Genomic DNA, 17,358 nt, shown 5'->3' on the forward strand with positions numbered 1-17,358 from the left:
GGTTCCTTACGAGGTGAGGGCGGGCTGCGCGAGGAGCTGGGCGCGGTAGCGCGCGGCGCCGGTGGTGGCGGCGGGGCCGCCGAGCGCGACCACTCCGACGAGCCGGTCGTCGGCGTGATAGCCGACGAGGACGTCGCCTTCCGGGTCGCCGTCCAGGACGCGCACGTCGGCGATGCCGAGGGCGGGTGCGCCGAAGGACTGCAGCCGGAACTCGTGCTGGTCGCTCCAGAAGGTGGGCAGTGGGGCGAACGGCGCGGGCTGCGCCACACTGCCGACGAGATGGGCCACGAGGCTCTTCGCGGCATGCTTGGCGGTGTCGGTGGGGATCGACCAGTGCTCGACGCGGCGGGGTACGCCGTCGTAGCGGGCGTTGGGGAAGCGGGCGACGTCGCCGACGGCGACGACGTTCGGGTGGCCGCCGACGCGCAGCTGATCGTCGGTCAGGACCCCGTCGGACAGATCCAGGCCGTTGCCGTCCAGCCATTCGGTGTTGGCGACCGAGCCGACGGACTCCACGACCACATCTGCCGGAAGCACCGTCCCGTCGGTCAGGACGACACCGGTCACCCGGCCCTCGCCCTCGAAGCCCGCGACACCCGCCCCGAGGGCGAAGCGCACGCCGCGTTCCTCGTGGCGCCGACGCAGGGAGCGGGCCAGGAGTGCGCCGAGCGGGCGCAGCATCGGCAGCGTCTCGGGGTCGACCACCGTCACGTCGCCGACGCCGAGGCCCTTGGCGGTGGCCGCGACCTCGCAGCCGATGAAGCCCGCGCCGATGACGACCACGCGGACGCCCGGCCGGTTCAGTTCGTCACGCAGGCCCCGGGCGTCGGCGAGGGTGCGCACGGTGTGCCGGCCGCTGCCCGGGCCCGAGGGACCGTCGCAGCGCAGCCTGCGCGGCCGCATTCCGGTGGCGCCGACCAGACCGTCGAAGGCGAGTTCCGTACCGTCGTCGAGTCCGACGACGCGCTCGTCGAGGCGGGCGGAAGTGACGGTCGCGCCCAGCCGCCACTCGACGTCCGCCGCACTTGCTCGGGGCGTGAACGCTAGGGACTCGAACGGCACCTTCCCGGCGAGCACGTCCTTGCTCAGCGGCGGCCGGTTGTACGGCATATGGGGCTCGTCGCCGATGACCGTGATCGCGCCCGTCCAGCCGGCTGCGCGCAGCTGTTCGGCGGCGCGCAGGCCGCCCATCGAGGCACCGGCCACGACGACGCGCCCCGGACTCCGGGGGACGTGAGCCGTCTCGGCCATCTCAGGCCTCGATCCGGATGGCCTGCAGCGGACAGACGTCGGCGGCTTCCTCGACCTCGTCGCGCAGCGCGTCGTCGGGGTCGCTGACGTAGGCGAGGCGCCCGGTGTCGTCCAGCTGGAAGACGTCGGGGGCCGAGAAGACGCACTGTCCGTGGTCCTGGCACTTGTTCATGTCGACGACGACCTTCATGGCCGGTCCTCCTGGAGGTGAGGGCGTCGGGGCGCACTGAGGGAAGTGGGGCCCGGCTCCGTGGCCGGGCCCCCGCCAAAGGGGTACGGATGGCCGCACTCCCCAACTCGTTTGGCTTCAAACAACATAGGAAGCGAACGGACCCTGGTCAAGAGCTATCCAGATGGATAAATTCTTTCCCCGCACCCCTTGCGGAGAAGGGCGGCCGTCCATACCGTTTGGCACCAAACAATGGGTGGACGCCGGTCCGGCGTCCGCACCCCGACGCCGGGCCCTCGCCGGGTGGGCCACCCCGCCCGGCTGCCGGCCACCACGCCCCGTACACATCCGCCGAGGAGACATCGGTGAGCGCTCAAGACACCCCAGAAGTCCGCACCGCCATGGACCGGCTCGCCGCCGACGGCATCGACGTGGTCCGGGTGACGTATCCCGACCTGATCGGCACCGACCGCGCCCGTGACGTCCTGCTCGACCATCTGCCCTCGGCCTGCGACCACGGCCTCGCCTTCTGCCGCGCGGTCTACCACACCACCCCGCAGGGCGACGTGGTCCCGGTCCGGGGCGGCCTCGACGCGGGCCTCCCCGACGTGACCGTACGACCCGACCTCTCCACCGCCCGCGGCCTGCCCTGGGAGCCGGGCGTCGCCTGGTGCCTGGGCGAGACAACCGACCCCGCCACCGGCTCCCCCAGCCCGGAGTCCCCGCGCGACCTGCTGCGCTCGGTGCTCGCCCGCTGCGAAGAAGCCGGTCTGCGACCCGTCGTCGGCCCCGAGCTCGAGTACTTCCTGCTCGAACGGGACACGGCCGCGCCGACCGGCTGGCGCCGCTACGGACAGGGCGTCGCCGGAGTCGTCTATACGGCCGGACTGCGCGCCGACGCCGACAACCATCTGCTGCCCACCCTGCGCAAGCTGCGCGATCTCGACATCGGCGTCATCAGCGCGAACCACGAGTTCGACGCGGGCCAGTTCGAGATCAACCTGACCCACTCAGCAGCGATGGACGCCGCCGACCGCGCCTTCCTCTTCAAGTCCGCGGTCAAGGAACTCGCCCGAAAGGAAGGGAAGTTGGCCACCTTCATGGCCAAGCCCTTCAACGACGCGGGAGGCTCCGGCTTCCACCTCCACTTCTCCGGCGAAGCCGCTGGTGGCTCCGTCGTCGAGGAGGGCCGCAACGTCTTCGACGACCCCTCGGGCGCCTACGGTCTGTCGGACACCGCCCGCCACGCCATCGCCGGCATCCTCGCCCATGCACCCGCGCTCACGGCCCTGCTCAACCCGACCGTGAACTCGTACAAGCGCTTCGGACCCGACACCCTCGCGCCGTGGCTGATCGACTGGGGCCTCGACAACCGCAGCGCCATGGTCCGCATCCCGCCCGAGCGCGGCTCCGGCGCCCGCCTGGAGCTCCGGCTCGGCGACGCCAGCGCCAATCCCTATCTCGCGACCGCGGCGCTCTGCGCCGCCGCGCTCCTCGGCATCCGGGACGGCAAGGAGCCGCCGGCGCCCCTGCAGGGCTACGGCTACGACCCCGAGAAGTCCCAGATGCTGCCGACGACCCTGCCCGCCGCACTTGACGCCCTCGAAGCGGACGACGCGCTGACCGAGGTCCTCGGCAAGGACTTCACCGAGTCCTTCCTCACCTACAAGCGCGACGAGGTCGACCGCTTCAACCACCACGTCACGGACTGGGAGTTCACCGAGTACTCCTACCACCTCTGACCTGCCGCACCACCTTCAGGAGCACCCTCATGACGAACCCGACCGACGCCATCGACCCGGCCGACCCCATGCCGCTCGCCGACGTCGACCTCGCCGACCTCGACAACTTCACCGACGGCGTCACCCCCTGGCGCATGTTCCACACCCTGCGCCACGAGGACCCGGTCCACTGGCAGCCGGAAGAGGCCCCCAACTCGGGCTTCTGGGCCGTCACCCGGCACGAGGACATCGCACGCGTCGACCGCGACGCCGAGACGTTCACCTCCACCAAATTCGTCAACCTCGAAGAGGTCGACGACGACCAGATCAAGAAGCGCGCCTCGATCCTGGAACTCGACGGCGTGCGTCACCGGGCGATGCGCAGCCTGCTCCAGCGCCAGTTCGGCGCGAGCGTCATCAACAGCTACACCGACTTCCTGCGCGGGCTGACCGCCAAGACCCTCGACGCGGCGCTCGCCAAGGGCAGCTTCGACTTCGTCAAGGAGGTCTCCGCCGACTTCCCCATCAACGTACTGGCCCGCCTCCTGGACGTACCGTCGGAGGACAACCAGCAGCTCATCGACTGGGGCAACCGGATCATCGGCAACACCGACCCCGACTACGCGGACGTGCTCCTCGGCAGCGAGGAGAGCGAGAAGTACCGCGACCTGCCGTTCCGCTCCCCCGCCTCCCTCGAAGTCTTCGAGTACGGACGCGAGTTGGCCCGTCAGCGACGCGGCGGCCACGGCACCGACCTGGTCTCCAAGCTCGTCAACGAGACCCCCCGCGACGGACTGCCGCTGTCCGGACAGGACTTCGACAACTACTTCCTGCTCCTCGTGGTCGCCGGCAACGAAACCACGCGCCACACCATCACGCACTCCATGCTGGCGCTGCTCCAGCACCCCGAACAGCTGGCCCGCCTCCAGGAGGACCCCTCCCTGATCCCTACAGCGGTCGAGGAGTTCCTGCGCTGGGCGTCCCCCGTCTACCACTTCCGCCGCACCGCGACCCGCGACGTCGAACTCGGCGGCAAGCAGGTCAGGGAGGGCGACAAGGTCGTCATGTGGTACGCGTCCGGCAACCGCGACGAGAAGGTCTTCGGCAACCCGTACGACTTCGACGTCGCCCGCGCGGACAACGACCACGTCACCTTCGGCAAGGGAAGTCCACACCTGTGCCTGGGCAACCTGCTGGCGCGCACCGAGATCCGCATCATGTTCGAGGAGCTGATCCCGCGCCTGGCCGGCATCCGCCTCAACGGCGACGTCCCACGCGTCCGCTCCAACTTCGTCAACGGAATCAAGAAGCTGCCCGTGGACGTCACGCTCGCCTGAGGAATTGCCCCCGCCGTCAGCCACCGAGACGCTGCGCGAGATCGGTCAGCTCGCGCAGCCGACTCCTGCGACCGTCTCGGCCGGGCTCGGATGCCGCCCACCGCTGCCCGGCCGCTCGCGGCGCCGCGCAAATCCCTGTCGGCCGCGCAACGCGTCGTGGCAGAATCCGCGCATGTCAGTTCGATACCCGCGCCCCCTGCGTCCCGGTGACCGTGTCGGTGTCACCTCTCCGTCGAGTGGTGTCTCGAAGGAGTTGAGTGCGCGCCTCCAGGTCGCGATCCGTGAGGTGGAGGACCGCGGGTACGAGGTTGTGGTCGGGCGGTGCATGGGCGCTTCCCGGCACATCAGCGCCTCGGCCGCCGACCGCGCGGCCGAGTTGATGTCGATGCTGACCGATCCCACCATCAGGGCGGTCGTCCCGCCGTGGGGCGGGGAGACCGCGATCGATCTGATCCCGCTGCTCGACTGGGACCGGCTGCGCGACGCCGAGCCGACCTGGTTCGTCGGGTTCTCCGACATCTCGACCCTGATCACACCGCTGACCCTGCTCACCGGCACCGCGACCGTCCATGGCAACAACCTCATGGACACGCCTTATCACGCACCCGAAGGGCTGCTGTCGTGGCTCGACATCGTCGCCGCTCCCCCGGGCCACCGCTTCACCCAGACTCCGCCCGGCAGCCACCGTTCCAGCGGCTTCGACGACTACGCCGCATTCCCGGACGTGCGCGAGTACACGCTCGACGTCCCGGGCACCTGGACCCGGATCGACGGCAGCGGCGACGTGGAGGCCGAGGGGCGGCTGATCGGCGGCTGCATCGAGACGCTGTGCGGTCTCGCGGGAACGCCGTACCTCGACGTCTCGGCCTTCGCCCGTGACGAGTCCCCCGACGGACTCCTCGTCTACGTCGAGGCGTGCGAGGACAACGCCTTCACCATCTGCCGGAACCTGCACGGCATGAAGCTCGCCGGCCTCTTCGACCACGCGAACGCGATCCTCGTCGGCCGGACCAACGCGCCGGACGCCCGCACCCTCACCCAGCACGAGGCCGTGCTCGACGCGCTCGGCTCCCTGAACGTGCCGATCGTCGCGGACCTGGAATGCGGCCACGTCCCGCCCTACATGCCCATCGTCAACGGCGCGCTCGGCCGCATCGTCCACACGCCGACCCGAAGCGAGTTGACGCAGACGTTGGCCTGACACGACGTCAGCGGGGGACGGCAGGGCCCCAGGCCCCTCGGCCCAGAGCCCTCGTCCCCCGCCCCCATCCCCCGTCAGGCGATGTGGCGGAGCCGGCGGACTGCGAGACAGACCATCGGAACACAGCGGGGGCGCCTGCATGACCGGGCGCCCCACCGCAGGTTCGGCCGCGTCGCGTTCAGCGCCCGTCGGTGTCGATGCGGAAGCGAAGCCTGCAGATCACCGCGTCGGTGTCGCGGCGTACCGCGTGGGCGACGACGGAACCGCGGTGGTTCTGGAGCAGCCGCTGCCAGACGTGGGCGGACTCCGTTTCCGGGATCAGCACGGTGATCTGGGAGTCGGCGTGGGTGGCGGACAGCTCGCGTACGTATGCCGAAACGGGACGGCCGAGGGCGCGGGTGGGCGAACTGAGCTCGACGAGATCGATGCCCGGGTTCCACAACTCCCAGTCGCGGTGCAGGGCTTCGGCCTCGCGACGGTCCTCGGGAGCGGGGTGGGTGACGGTGATCGCCAGCACTTCGTCGCCCAGCGAACGGGCCGCGGTGAGCGCCTTGCACGTCAGCTTGGACAGGCCCGCGACGGGCACGACGACCAGCGAGTGAGCCTGCTGCGGCGGCTCGGGTACGCGGCCGAGTTCCAGACGCTCCCCGATCCGGCCGTACGCGCGATACACCCTCTCGAAGCCGAGGACCAGCAGCGGCACGGCGAGGACGATCAGCCACGCGCCCTCGGTGAACTTGGTGAGGGTGACGACCACTCCCGCGACGCCGGTGAGCAGGGCACCGAAGCCGTTCAGTACGGCCTTCGCACGCCAGCCCCTGACCCGGTCGCCGTACCAGTGCCGGACCATGCCGATCTGGCAGATCGTGAAGCCGATGAACACGCCGATCGCGAAGAGCGGTACGAGGGTGTTGGTGTCGCCGCCGGAGAAGACCAGCAGGAGCGCGGAGACCAGGGCCAGCGCGAGCACCCCGTGCCGGTGGACCTGCCGGTCGGCCTTGAGGGCGAACACATGCGGGAGGTGGTTGTCGCGGGCCAGCAGGCTCATCAGCACGGGCAGCCCGCCGAAGGACGTGTTGGCGGCGAGCGCGAGGAGCACCATCGTCGCGAACTGCACCACGTAGAAGGCCACGTTGTGCCCGAAGGAGGCATCCGCGAGCTGCGCGAGGGCCGTCACGCCCTCGACCGGCTGGAGATGGAAGCGGCCGATGAGGATGGACAGGCCGATCAGCATCACGCCGAGGAGGGCGCCGAGCGCCACCTCGGTGCGCTGCGCGCGACGGGCGGCCGGGGCGCGGAAGGACGGCACCGCGTTGGCCACGGCCTCGACACCGGTGAGGGCGGAGCAGCCGGCCGCGAACGCCTTGAGCAGGAGCAAGGCCCCTACGGTGGTGGCGCTGTTGCCGAGCGCGGAGGTGTGGCCGTCGGCCGACGCGGTGCTGACCGGGCCGTCGCGGAAGAGCCCGACCACGATCATCGCGAGGATCGAACCGACGAAGAGGGCGGTCGGCAGCAGGAACGCCTTGGCCGAGTCGACGACGCCCCGCAGGTTGATCGCCGTGACCAGGACGAGAACTCCCAGGCAGATCCAGGTCCGTTCGTCGTAGAGCTGCGGGAAGGCGGAGGTGAGCGCGGCGACACCGGCCGTGACGGAGACCGCGACGTTCAGCACGTAGTCGAGGATCAGGGAACCGGCGGCCACCAGGCTGGTACGCCGCCCCAAGTGCCGCTTCGCCACGGCGTACGAGCCGCCGCCGTCCGGGAACGCGGCGATGACCTGACGGTAGGAGGCCACCAGGACCGCCAGAAGCGCTGCGATCGCCAGCGTGACGGGAAGCGTGAACCCCATCCCGTAGGCACCGGCCACGGCCAACACCAGAACGATCGACTCCGGTCCGTACGCCACCGAGGCCATCGCGTCCAGGGACAGTGCGGCGAGCCCCTGGAGCGCGGTGAGCTTGTGCCGGTCACCGGCCCGGGCGGCTCCGGCGTTCCCGGTGTCAGGCCGGGTGTCAGGCGGCTCCTGGACGCCGTCGCCGTATGCCGCCGTGTTGGCGCTGCCTGCGTGTATGGCCATGTTGCCGGTCCTCCGATAGAGCAATTCGAGGACCAGCGTGCGTGCCGTTCGGGAAGGGGCCCAGCCGTCTTGCCGTGATCCATACGCCCGGCGGAGCACTCTTCACGTGCCTCATACGCCGCGGCATTCGGCGATGGCCCGAATCCGCAGCGCCATGGTCACGGTCCGCATTCCCTTCGGATACTGGGCGGGAACCACCCTGGCCGACCGCTACTTCGCCGACCGGCCCGACGGTCTCCGCCGGCGAGCGGCGAGGATCTGCTGGTGGCCACGGCATGACACCCCCGCGGCCCGCGCCCCTCAGCCGCCCTTCACCGGGCGCGTGACGTCCAGCGCCGCACCCGTCTGATCGGCGAGCGTCACAGCGACGAGGCGCGCCTGGAGTGGCGGGACGGGGCCGGGCCCAGGCGTGAGCATGTAGCGGCCGAGGTAGCGGCCGTTGCCGTATGCACGCAGTTCGATCTCGCCGTCCGGCCAGCCCCCGCTGTCGACGTCCCAGCGCCTGCGGCCGACCACCACGGTGCCGTCCTGTTCCAGGCGTGGCGGCCGCCCCAGGAGCGTGCCGTACTCGAATCGGCAGCCGCGCAGTCCGAGCAGCTCGGTCAGCTGTTCGCGCACATGGCCGACGACCGCGTCCGCGGAGGTGGAGGACTGGGCGAGGTCGGCGGTCCCGTGGATCCTCGCGAGGTACTCCGCGTCGGTCACCGTGACCACCTTCAGCCGGCGCGCGCGGGCCGCGAGCTGCGACACGATCAGCCCGACGACCAGGAGCAGCACCGCCGTCTCGACGTCGTCGGAGTCGGTGATGCTGAACCGTTGGTACGGGCGGGTGAGGAAGAAGTCGAACCAGGCCGCCGCCGAGAGCGCCGCGACGGCGCCCGCCAGTCGGCTGCCGACGGCCGCCACGGCGACGACCACCACGACCAGGATCAGGGCCGCGTTGGTGGACGAGAGGTCCGTACGGAAGGGCACCAGCACGAGCGCGACGAGGAAGGGGCAGACCAGGCCGGCGGCCAGTGCGATCCGGTCCCGCACGGGGTAGCCGGTCAGCGGATTGCCGGTCATACGTGTCGCCTCCAGCTCTCGGGCACCGCCCCCAGATCTACGTATCACGGGGGTGCTCCGCCCGCCCCGCGAAGCCCGGGGGCAGCCGCGTGACCTGCCTTCCCTTCAAGTGTGCTGCGCGGCGTGGGCACCGTCCATCGCCCCGGTCGTGCCCCCACCGGATGCGCTCCGTCGCCGTGCCGATCCCCCGGCCGCTGGTGACAATGGGCGGCACGGACGAGCGGCGCCGTTCCTCTCAGCACGGAGCCGGGCGTGGGCCTGGGTCTCGTGAGCTGTGGACGCGGGCCCGGGTGTCCGTGTGATGGCCGGGACCCCGGGCTGGGCAGCACGTCAGGAGCACACCGATGGCCACCACCCACGGGCCCCGAACGAGTCGCCTGCGCGCGTGGATGCTCGAGGGCCTGTCCGACATGGCGAAGACCGCTCCGCATGGGGCGGACGCCGCCGCGGAGCCGTCCCACAAGGGGCAGCCCTGGTGGCGCGTGATGTGTCTGACCGGCGTCGACTACTTCTCCACCCTCGGCTACCAGCCCGGCATCGCGGCTCTCGCGGCCGGTCTGTTGTCGCCGGTGGCGACCATCGTGCTGGTGATCGTCACTCTTGTGGGTGCGCTGCCGGTGTACCGCCGGGTCGCGGAGGAGAGCCCGCACGGCGAGGGCTCGATCGCGATGCTGGAGCGGCTGCTGTCCTTCTGGAAGGGCAAGCTGTTCGTCCTCACCCTGCTCGGCTTCGCCGCGACCGACTTCCTCATCACCATCACCCTGTCGGCGGCGGACGCCTCCACCCACCTCGTCGAGAACCCCCATCTGACCGACACCCTGCACGACAAACAGATGGTCATCACGCTCGTCCTGGTGGCCCTGCTCGGCGCGGTGTTCCTCAAAGGGTTCCTGGAGGCGATCGGCGTCGCCGTCGTCCTGGTCGGCATCTATCTCTCGCTCAACGTGGTGGTGGTGGTGACCGGCCTCTGGCACGTGATCACGAAGGAGCATGTGATCACCGACTGGTCCACGGCACTCACCGCCGAACACGGCAACGCGTTCGCCATGATCGGGGTCGCCCTGCTGGTCTTCCCCAAGCTCGCGCTCGGCCTCTCCGGCTTCGAGACCGGCGTGGCGGTCATGCCCCACGTAAAGGGCGACCCCACCGACACCGAGGAGCGGCCGAAGGGCCGTATCCGGGGCGCCAAGAAGCTGCTGACCACGGCCGCCGCGATCATGAGCGTGTTCCTCGTCTCCACGAGCTTCATCACCACACTGCTCATCCCGGAGAAGGAGTTCGAGTCCGGCGGCCAGGCCAATGGCCGGGCGCTCGCTTATCTGGCTCACGAGTACCTCGGCAACACCTTCGGCACGGTCTACGACATCTCCACCATCGCGATCCTGTGGTTCGCGGGCGCCTCCGCGATGGCCGGGCTCCTCAACCTGATGCCCCGCTACCTGCCGCGCTACGGCATGGCCCCGCACTGGGCCCGCGCCGTACGCCCGATGGTGATCGTCTTCACCCTGGTCGCGTTCCTGGTGACCTGGATCTTCAACGCCGACGTCGACGCCCAGGGCGGCGCCTACGCCACCGGTGTCCTCGTCCTGATCTGCTCCGCCGCGATCGCCGTCACCATCGCAGCCCGCAAGGCCCACCAGCGCAACTGGACGATCGGCTTCGCCGTCATCTCGGCGGTGTTCCTCTACACGACGGTCGTGAACGTCATCGAGCGCCCTGACGGTGTGAAGATCGGTGCCTGTTTCATCGCCGGCATCATCCTCGTCTCGCTCCTCTCCCGCCTGGCCCGCGCCTTCGAACTGCGCGTCACCCACGTCACGTTCGACTCCATGGCCGAGCGTTTCGTACGGGACATCGCCAGCCGCAAGGTCAGGTTCATCGCGAACGAGCCCGACAACCGCGACATCGCCGAGTACCGCGCGAAGATCGACCAGATCCGCCACGACAACGACGTCGCGGCACACGAGGACTTCGTCTTCGTCGAGGTCACGGTGCTCGACCCGTCGGAGTTCGAGGGGGACCTGAACGTGCGCGGCGAGGTGCTGCACGGCCGCTACCGGGTTCTGGCCCTGGAGGGCTCCTCGATCCCCAACGCCCTGGCCGCCCTGCTCCTGCACATCCGCGACACCACGGGCCGGGTTCCCCACATCTACTTCGAGTGGACCGAGGGCAATCCGCTCGCCAACTTCCTGCGCTTCTTCCTCTTCGGCCAGGGCGAGGTGGCCCCCGTCACCCGCGAGGTCCTGCGCGAAGCCGAACCCGACCCCGCCTGCCGGCCCCATGTCCACGTGGGCTGAACTCCCCGGCGCTCCCGTCAATCGGTTGCCGTCAGCGCTTCGCGCGCGGCGGTGAGGATCTCCTCTGAGATCGGGAATTCCCTGGTGGCGCGGGCCAGGACGAGCGCGCCGACCATCGTGCAGAGCCGGGCCATGCCGTCCTGGTCCTCGGTGGCCAGCCAGTCGGCGAAGTCGCCGACTCCCTCGCTGTACACGCGGCGGGCCTCACGGTCACCCGACTCGCGTGCCATATCCGTGGCGAGTGCGGCGGTGGGACAGCCGCCCGCCGAGTTGTCGCGGTGCGCGACGGAGAGATAGACGTCGATCAACGCCTGCTGCGCGGCATCGCGCTGCCCGTCACTCCGCTCGAGGCCGTCCGCGCGACGCCGAGTGAGCTCGTCGAACGCGTGGGCGGTGGCTTCGTCCACGAGTGCCTCCTTGGAGGCGAACTGTTTGTAGAAACCACCATGGGTCAGGCCGGACGCCTTCATGAGCTCGGCAACGCTGACGTGCGTCCCCTTCTCCCGGAACAGCCGGGAGGCGTTCTCCACGACGCGCTTCCGGTTCTCCAGCGCCTGCGCCTGCGATACGCGACCCATGGGCCACCTCCCCATTCTCCCCATTGGATGTCGGTTGCCATCTATCCTAGTCCCTGCTTAGATTGTGTATGTAATCTAATTGGCGGGACCCGGACACCGGGCCCCCGAATCGCTGGGAGCGGACATGGAACTCAAGGGCGCGGTCGCAGTCGTCACCGGGGCCAACCGAGGGCTGGGCCGCCATCTGGCCGACCAGCTCGTCCAGCGCGGAGCGAAGGTGTACGCGGCGGCGCGGCACCCCGAGAGCGTGGACCTGGCGGGCGCCACCCCGCTCCGCCTGGACGTGACCGACGCGGGGTCGATCCGGGAGGCGGCTCGTATCGCATCCGACGCGACCCTGCTCGTGAACAACGCCGGGATCTCCACCGGCACCACCCTCATCACCGGCGAACTGGACGCCGTACGCCTCGAGTTGGAGACGAACTTCTTCGGGCCTCTCGCCCTGACGCGGGCCTTCGCCCCGGTCATCGAGAGCAACGGCGGAGGCGCGGTGCTGAACGTGCTCTCCGCGCTGTCCTGGCTGCACCCGGCCGGGCTCGGCTCCTACGCGGCGACCAAGGCCGCCACATGGGCGCAGACGAACGCCGTACGCGAGGAACTGGCCCCCCGCGGCATCGCGGTCACTGCTCTGCACGTGGCGTACATGGACACCGACATGGCAGCCCACGTCCCGGGCGACCAGAAGGTCGACCCCGCGGATGTGGCGGCTCAGGCCCTCAACGCCGTGGAGGACGGTCTCCCCGAAGTCCTCGCCGACGAAGTCACCCGACAGGTCAAGCGGAGCCTGGCCACCACACCGAATCCGGCGTGAGGCCGATTACCTCCCAGCCGTGACCGAGCGGGGGTCATTGCACCAGATGAAGATCTCTGTGCCCGGCTGACGCTCCGAGAACCGGCCCAACGGGGAGACATCCCGCAGCAGTTGGCGTAGGTCCCTCTCGAAGGCGTCGAGTCGCGTGTCGAACAGGTGCGGCGCCGAGAACGACATCGAGAACACGCCTGCGACCAGGTTGTCAGCGGTGCGTTCCAATGGCTGTCCGCCTGGCACTACGTGGCGCTGTGGTCCGGAGAATCCCGCCCGCGTGAGCACCGCGGCCTCGTCGCCCGGTGTCCCGTGCGGCAGCACGCCCCGACCGGCCCGGCGGACCGGTCCGAGATACTGCTTCACCAGTTCGTCGATGGCCGAACAGGGCACCGCCGGGTGCGGAAGCCGATCGACGGCGCGCGTGTCCGTCTCCGTCTTCAGGTCGGAGATGTGCGCGAGGAGCCCGCCAGGCCGGAGCATGCGCCTGATGGTGGCCGCGACCCGATCGCGGTCCATCCAGTGGAAGGACTGGGCGAAGGTCGCCACGTCGAACGTGCCGAGGCCTGCCGGCAGATCCTCGGCCCTGGCCCGGACCCACCGTGTCTTCCCGGCCACGCCCTGATCGTCGGCTTCTCGCGTGGCTTCGGCGATCATCCCGCGGTCCGGGTCCACGCCGACGATCTCGCTGAACAGACGCGCCAGGCTCAGGGCGACGACGCCCGGTCCGCATCCGACATCGATGAGCCTCCCGCGCCCGTCAAGCCTCAGAACCTCGGCGAGCGTGTCCGCCAGCCCGGGGGCGTACGGCAGTCGCCCGAGCCGGTAGTAGCGAGCGGTGCCCGCGAACAGGGTGTCGTCCCACTCCCATCGACCACCCATCCCCACCCACCGCCCGTCATAGAGTTCACGCACATGTCCGGCGGGCCGATGATTCCACGGCCGGACGGTAGCGTCTCGTCGCATGCCGTTTCCCGATGAGGTCGTCAGCCCCTTGGCAGTCGTCGACTACCGGCCCCAGTGGCCGCTGGAGTTCGCGCAGTCGGCCCGGCAGTTTCGTGCGGCCATGAGTGGGGTGCCGGTGGATATCGATCACGTGGGGTCCACCTCGATGCCGGGGCTGGCAGCCAAGGACTGTATCGACGTCCAGATCCGGGTGCCTTCGATCGACGAGGCACGCGATGTCGCCCTGCTCTCGGCTGTCGGCTTCCGGTGTCGGCCCGAGCCATGGAACCGTACAGAAGTCTCCGGCGGGATCGCGTGCCGCAAGCTCGTCTTCGCGCCGCCCGTCGGCGCCAGGCCCTGCAACGTCCATCTCCGGGAGAGCACCGGGCCCAACGCCCGCTACGCGCTCCTGTTCCGCGACTATCTGCGAGCCGACGAGCCGGCACGGCGGGCATGGGGAGCGTTCAAGCAGAGGCTGGCGGCGAGTGTGCCCGACCTGTTCGACTACGGGCAGATCAAGGCGACCGCCACCGAGATCCTGATGACCGCGGCCGAGCGGTGGGCGACGGACACCACCTGGACCGTCCCGCCGCCGCAGACCCCGACGGCCTCCGCGTGATGACGGGTAGCGGGTGGCGCCTACCCCCGCCCCGCATCCCCACTCCATGATTTCGATCATGGGTAATCCGCGCGCTTCGCCCTAGCATTGCGCGCCGTGAACAGACACCCGATGCGCAAGAAACTCGTCCTCCTCGGCGCGGCGGGCGCCCTCACCGGCGCGGTGGTCGCCGCGGGCGCCCTGTGGCCGGACACCGAGGCCACGGCGGCGGCGGACGGCGCGCAGCAGCGTTCGGTGACGGCGGAGCTCAAGCACTGGCCGGCGCCCGTGGCGAAGAAGCTGGCGAAGGTCATCGCCGCCCATGACCACCAGGGCGCGTACGCGGTCTTCGACGCGGACAACACCACGTACCGCAACGACCTCGAAGAGGCCCTGCTCCCCTTCCTGGAGATGAAGGGCGTCCTGACGCGCGACACCATGGACCCGTCCTTGAAGATCATTCCTTTCAAGGACACGGCCACGCACAAGGAGACGCTGACCGAGTACTACGCCCGTCTTTGCGACATCGACGACCAGGTCTCGTACCCGTGGGCCGCGCAGATCTTCTCCGGGTTCACACTGAAGCAACTCAAGGGCTACATCGACGAGTTGCTGGCCTACGACAAGCCTCTGCCGGGCGGGGTGAAGCCGCCGCAGTTCTCGACGGGTATGCAGGAGCTCTACCGCACGCTGAGCAAGCACGGCATCAAGGTGTACGTGGTGAGCGCCGCGAGTGAGGACCTCGTACGGATGGTGCTCGCCGACCCCAAGTACGGCTACGGCGTCCGGCCCGAGAACGTACTCGGCGTCTCCGCCCTGCTCAAGGACCGCAAGACGGGTGAAGTGACCAGCTCCCGCAAGGAGATCGCAGCCGGCCACTACGACCAGGCGAAACTCGCCGACCATGAACTGACGCCCACCCTCTGGGCGCCGGCCACCTGGTACGAGGGCAAGCCCGCCGCGATCAGCACGTACATCGACGCCTGGCAGAAGCCCATCCTGGCCGCGGGCGACACCCCGAAGAGCGACGGCCCGATGCTGCTGCGGTCGACGGACGTGGAGCACGGCGGCGTGCGCGTGTGGGTCAACCGCAAGGACAGCTACATGAAGGAGATCGACGGCATGAAGGCCGCGGGCGCGAAACGGCAGAAGGAGCTTGGCCAGAAGGTCACGGCGGACAAGCAGTGGCTGACGGTGACGCCGGAGCAGATCCGCTGAGGCCGGCCGAGACGCGGTCGGTCACAGGTGGGAGATGGGCGGGGAGCCTTCCCTGCGTCATGTCTTCCAGTAGTCGCGCTGCGGCAGTTCGACCCACGTGTCCGGTGGACCCATGACTGCGCGCGCGTCGGTCAGGCGCAGGCCCGCGTAGGCGCACGAGTAGGCCACCGCGTTGTAATGGAAGAGGTAGGAGACCAGGACTTCTTCCGGCGTGTCGCCGTGGTCCGGCCCACCGCCTGGGTGGAGGTCCGAGCCTTCGATGACGCCGTCGCGGGCGATGATGCCCTGGTTGCCGCTCTTGGGGTTGGCGTACAGGCCGTAGGAGTAGGTGCCGGTGGACAGCGCGGTCATGACGCCCGGCATCTGGGGCGCGTAGCCCCAGGGCTGGGTGACGACGCACCCTCCTGGCACGGTCGTCACGCCGATGATCTGGAGGCTCTCGTCCATGTCGTAGGCGTAGGGGTCGTCCAGGAGTTCTTCGAGGTCCTCGCAGTCCGCGGGCTTCGCCTCCAGGCGGCGGATCGCCTCCTGCGCGTCGATCCCGGCCACGCAGGCGAGGCCCGTGCCCTCGTAGGGGAAGGTGCCCAGCGCCTCGACGAGGCGTCTGCCCTCCCGGGCCACCGTGCGCTCCGCCTCGGTCAGCCCGCGTTCGCCTTCGGGCACCGGGAACAGATCCGGTGTCGGTCCGGCCAGGCTGAGCCGGCCGGGCGACCAACCACCGAACTGGAGTCGCCAGGGATCGGCCCCGGCGGCGGCCAACGCCCTTGCGTTGTCGGGCCGGTTCCCCATGACCGCCTCCCACAGCGCGGTCGTACCGTCGTCGAACGCGTCCACATCCCGTACGCGTCGCGCCAGTTCCGCCACGACCTCCGGTGAGCCGAAGGTCGCCGCCCGGTGCAACGGGCGTCCTCCGCCCCAGCCTTCGGGATCGGCCCCCTGATCGAGGCGCCGTCGGATGTTGTCGGCGTCCTGCCAGTCCTCCCACCTCACGCCCGCCCAGCCGCTGTCGACCTCTGCCATCGTCCGCCCCCTCCGGTGCTCGCACGGGCAGTTCGTCGCACCGCCCCCGTACGAACACCATGGCAGAGGGGTCTGACAACGCGGGCCCTGCCGCGGTCGATCAGCCGAGGGGCACGTCCGCCGAGCGCGACGGAACGGCGTCGAGGGAGGCGACCATCGCCTCGTCGAGTGCGATCGCGCCCGCCGCGGTGTTGGCCTCGAGATGATCGGGGTCCGCGGTCCCCGGGATGAGCAGCGTGTTCGGGGAGTGCTGGAGCAGCCAGGCCAGACCGACCTGTGACGGCGTACTGCCGAGGGACTGCGCGGCGGCCAGGACCGCAGGCTCCTCCGTCACCTTCGGAATGCCGGGGAACGCGCTGCCGAGCGGGAAGTACGGCACCCAGGCGATTCCCTCGGCGGCGCAGATTTCCACCATGGTCTCGTCGTCGCGCGCCACGAGGCTGTAAGCGTTCTGCACGCACACGATGCCCGCCGGGATCGCCCGGCGCAGGCCCTCGGCCGTCACGCTGCTCAGTCCGATCGCGCCGATCATTCCCTCGTCGCGCATCGCGGTCATGGCCGCGAGCTGGTCGTCGATGTCGACCACCTGGTCGCCCTCGGCCCGGAGCCCGGGTCCGGAGTCGAGCCGCCGCAGGTTCACCACAGGGACCTGGTCGACACCCAGGGATTTGAGGTTGTCCTCGACGCTCGCCCGGAGCTCCTCGGGCCGCTGCGCGGGGCGCAGGGGGATGCGACCGCCCGGATCGGGGTCGGCGCCGACCTTGCTGACGACGAGTACGCCGTCCTCGGGGCGGAGCGCTTCGCGCAGAAGCCCGTTGACGAAGGCATTGCCGTAGAAGTGGGCGGTGTCGACGTGGTCGATGCCGAGCTCGACGGCTCGGCGCAGGAGGGCAAGTCCGGCGCGGCGGTCGTCGCGCAGGCGCTCGAGCTGCATCGCCCCGAAGCCGACGCGCGAGACCGTGCGGCCCGCGAGCTGTCCGGGGCCGCCGGGGCGTGCCACGCCCGTGGCTGTGGTGTCGGAAGAGGGAGTGCCTGCGGTCGTCATAGGAAGTCGCTCCTGTGGGACGATTGGCTTAAGC

The 17,358-nt window shown here is 70.0% G+C and carries 15 protein-coding genes; 7 read left to right on the forward strand and 8 right to left on the reverse strand.

All coding sequences use genetic code 11. The features are described 5' to 3' along the window. Nucleotides 1-6 precede the first annotated feature (6 nt). The gene (locus tag OG698_RS03915) at nt 7-1,251 is read right to left on the reverse strand and encodes an NAD(P)/FAD-dependent oxidoreductase (RefSeq protein WP_406101426.1); all 1,245 of its coding nucleotides are present in this window, start codon (nt 1,249-1,251) and stop codon (nt 7-9) included. 1 nt (nt 1,252) lies between these two features. Next, nucleotides 1,253-1,441, reverse strand: coding sequence for a ferredoxin (locus OG698_RS03920; RefSeq protein ID WP_100593447.1), 189 nt, complete (start codon nt 1,439-1,441; stop codon nt 1,253-1,255). 344 nt (nt 1,442-1,785) lie between these two features. Here OG698_RS03920 and OG698_RS03925 point away from each other — a divergent pair, with 344 nt between their 5' ends. From OG698_RS03925 to OG698_RS03935, 3 genes are all read left to right on the forward strand, one after another. Further along, the gene (locus OG698_RS03925) at nt 1,786-3,162 is read left to right on the forward strand and encodes a glutamine synthetase family protein (RefSeq protein ID WP_406101427.1); all 1,377 of its coding nucleotides are present in this window, start codon (nt 1,786-1,788) and stop codon (nt 3,160-3,162) included. A gap of 29 nt (nt 3,163-3,191) precedes the next feature. Next, complete coding sequence (locus OG698_RS03930; RefSeq protein WP_406101428.1) at nt 3,192-4,478, forward strand: cytochrome P450; 1,287 nt, start codon at nt 3,192-3,194, stop codon at nt 4,476-4,478. A gap of 172 nt (nt 4,479-4,650) precedes the next feature. Further along, entirely contained in the window at nt 4,651-5,679 is a 1,029-nt protein-coding gene (locus OG698_RS03935) for a S66 peptidase family protein (protein WP_406101429.1), read from the forward strand. Nucleotides 5,680-5,857: 178 nt separating this feature from the next. On the opposite strand, the gene OG698_RS03940 is transcribed toward OG698_RS03935, so the two are convergent. Further along, nucleotides 5,858-7,756 carry an APC family permease gene (locus OG698_RS03940; protein WP_406101430.1) on the reverse strand — a complete coding sequence of 633 codons (1,899 nt, stop codon included), beginning with the start codon at nt 7,754-7,756 and terminating at the stop codon, nt 5,858-5,860. Nucleotides 7,757-8,056: 300 nt separating this feature from the next. Next, complete coding sequence (locus tag OG698_RS03945; protein WP_406101431.1) at nt 8,057-8,821, reverse strand: DUF4118 domain-containing protein; 765 nt, start codon at nt 8,819-8,821, stop codon at nt 8,057-8,059. Nucleotides 8,822-9,165: 344 nt separating this feature from the next. Between OG698_RS03945 and OG698_RS03950 the strand changes: the two genes are divergently transcribed. Beyond that, nucleotides 9,166-11,118, forward strand: coding sequence for an amino acid transporter (locus OG698_RS03950; protein ID WP_406101432.1), 1,953 nt, complete (start codon nt 9,166-9,168; stop codon nt 11,116-11,118). Nucleotides 11,119-11,135: 17 nt separating this feature from the next. Here OG698_RS03950 and OG698_RS03955 read toward each other — a convergent pair whose 3' ends face one another. Continuing rightward, complete coding sequence (locus OG698_RS03955) at nt 11,136-11,696, reverse strand: TetR/AcrR family transcriptional regulator (RefSeq protein WP_406101433.1); 561 nt, start codon at nt 11,694-11,696, stop codon at nt 11,136-11,138. A gap of 124 nt (nt 11,697-11,820) precedes the next feature. Between OG698_RS03955 and OG698_RS03960 the strand changes: the two genes are divergently transcribed. After that, a complete protein-coding gene (locus OG698_RS03960) occupies nt 11,821-12,507 on the forward strand; it encodes an SDR family oxidoreductase (protein WP_406101435.1) in 687 nt (228 codons plus the stop codon). Nucleotides 12,508-12,513: 6 nt separating this feature from the next. On the opposite strand, the gene OG698_RS03965 is transcribed toward OG698_RS03960, so the two are convergent. Continuing rightward, entirely contained in the window at nt 12,514-13,380 is an 867-nt protein-coding gene (locus tag OG698_RS03965) for a class I SAM-dependent methyltransferase (RefSeq protein WP_406101436.1), read from the reverse strand. 82 nt (nt 13,381-13,462) lie between these two features. Here OG698_RS03965 and OG698_RS03970 point away from each other — a divergent pair, with 82 nt between their 5' ends. Together OG698_RS03970 and OG698_RS03975 are read left to right on the forward strand one after the other, a co-directional pair. Further along, on the forward strand, nt 13,463-14,062 hold the full coding sequence (locus OG698_RS03970) for a GrpB family protein (RefSeq protein ID WP_406101437.1): 600 nt from the start codon (nt 13,463-13,465) through the stop codon (nt 14,060-14,062). A gap of 96 nt (nt 14,063-14,158) precedes the next feature. Further along, nucleotides 14,159-15,259, forward strand: a complete 1,101-nt coding sequence (locus tag OG698_RS03975) for a haloacid dehalogenase-like hydrolase (RefSeq protein ID WP_406101438.1) — start codon at nt 14,159-14,161, stop codon at nt 15,257-15,259. Nucleotides 15,260-15,316: 57 nt separating this feature from the next. Here OG698_RS03975 and OG698_RS03980 read toward each other — a convergent pair whose 3' ends face one another. Both OG698_RS03980 and OG698_RS03985 read right to left on the reverse strand, forming a co-directional pair. Next, nucleotides 15,317-16,279, reverse strand: coding sequence for an ankyrin repeat domain-containing protein (locus OG698_RS03980; protein WP_406101440.1), 963 nt, complete (start codon nt 16,277-16,279; stop codon nt 15,317-15,319). A gap of 100 nt (nt 16,280-16,379) precedes the next feature. Continuing rightward, on the reverse strand, nt 16,380-17,324 hold the full coding sequence (locus tag OG698_RS03985; RefSeq protein ID WP_406101441.1) for an aldo/keto reductase: 945 nt from the start codon (nt 17,322-17,324) through the stop codon (nt 16,380-16,382). Nucleotides 17,325-17,358: the final 34 nt, after the last annotated feature.

Origin of the sequence: Streptomyces sp. NBC_01003 (genome assembly GCF_045162695.1) — a bacterium.
In the GTDB taxonomy this organism is placed as follows: domain Bacteria; phylum Actinomycetota; class Actinomycetes; order Streptomycetales; family Streptomycetaceae; genus Streptomyces.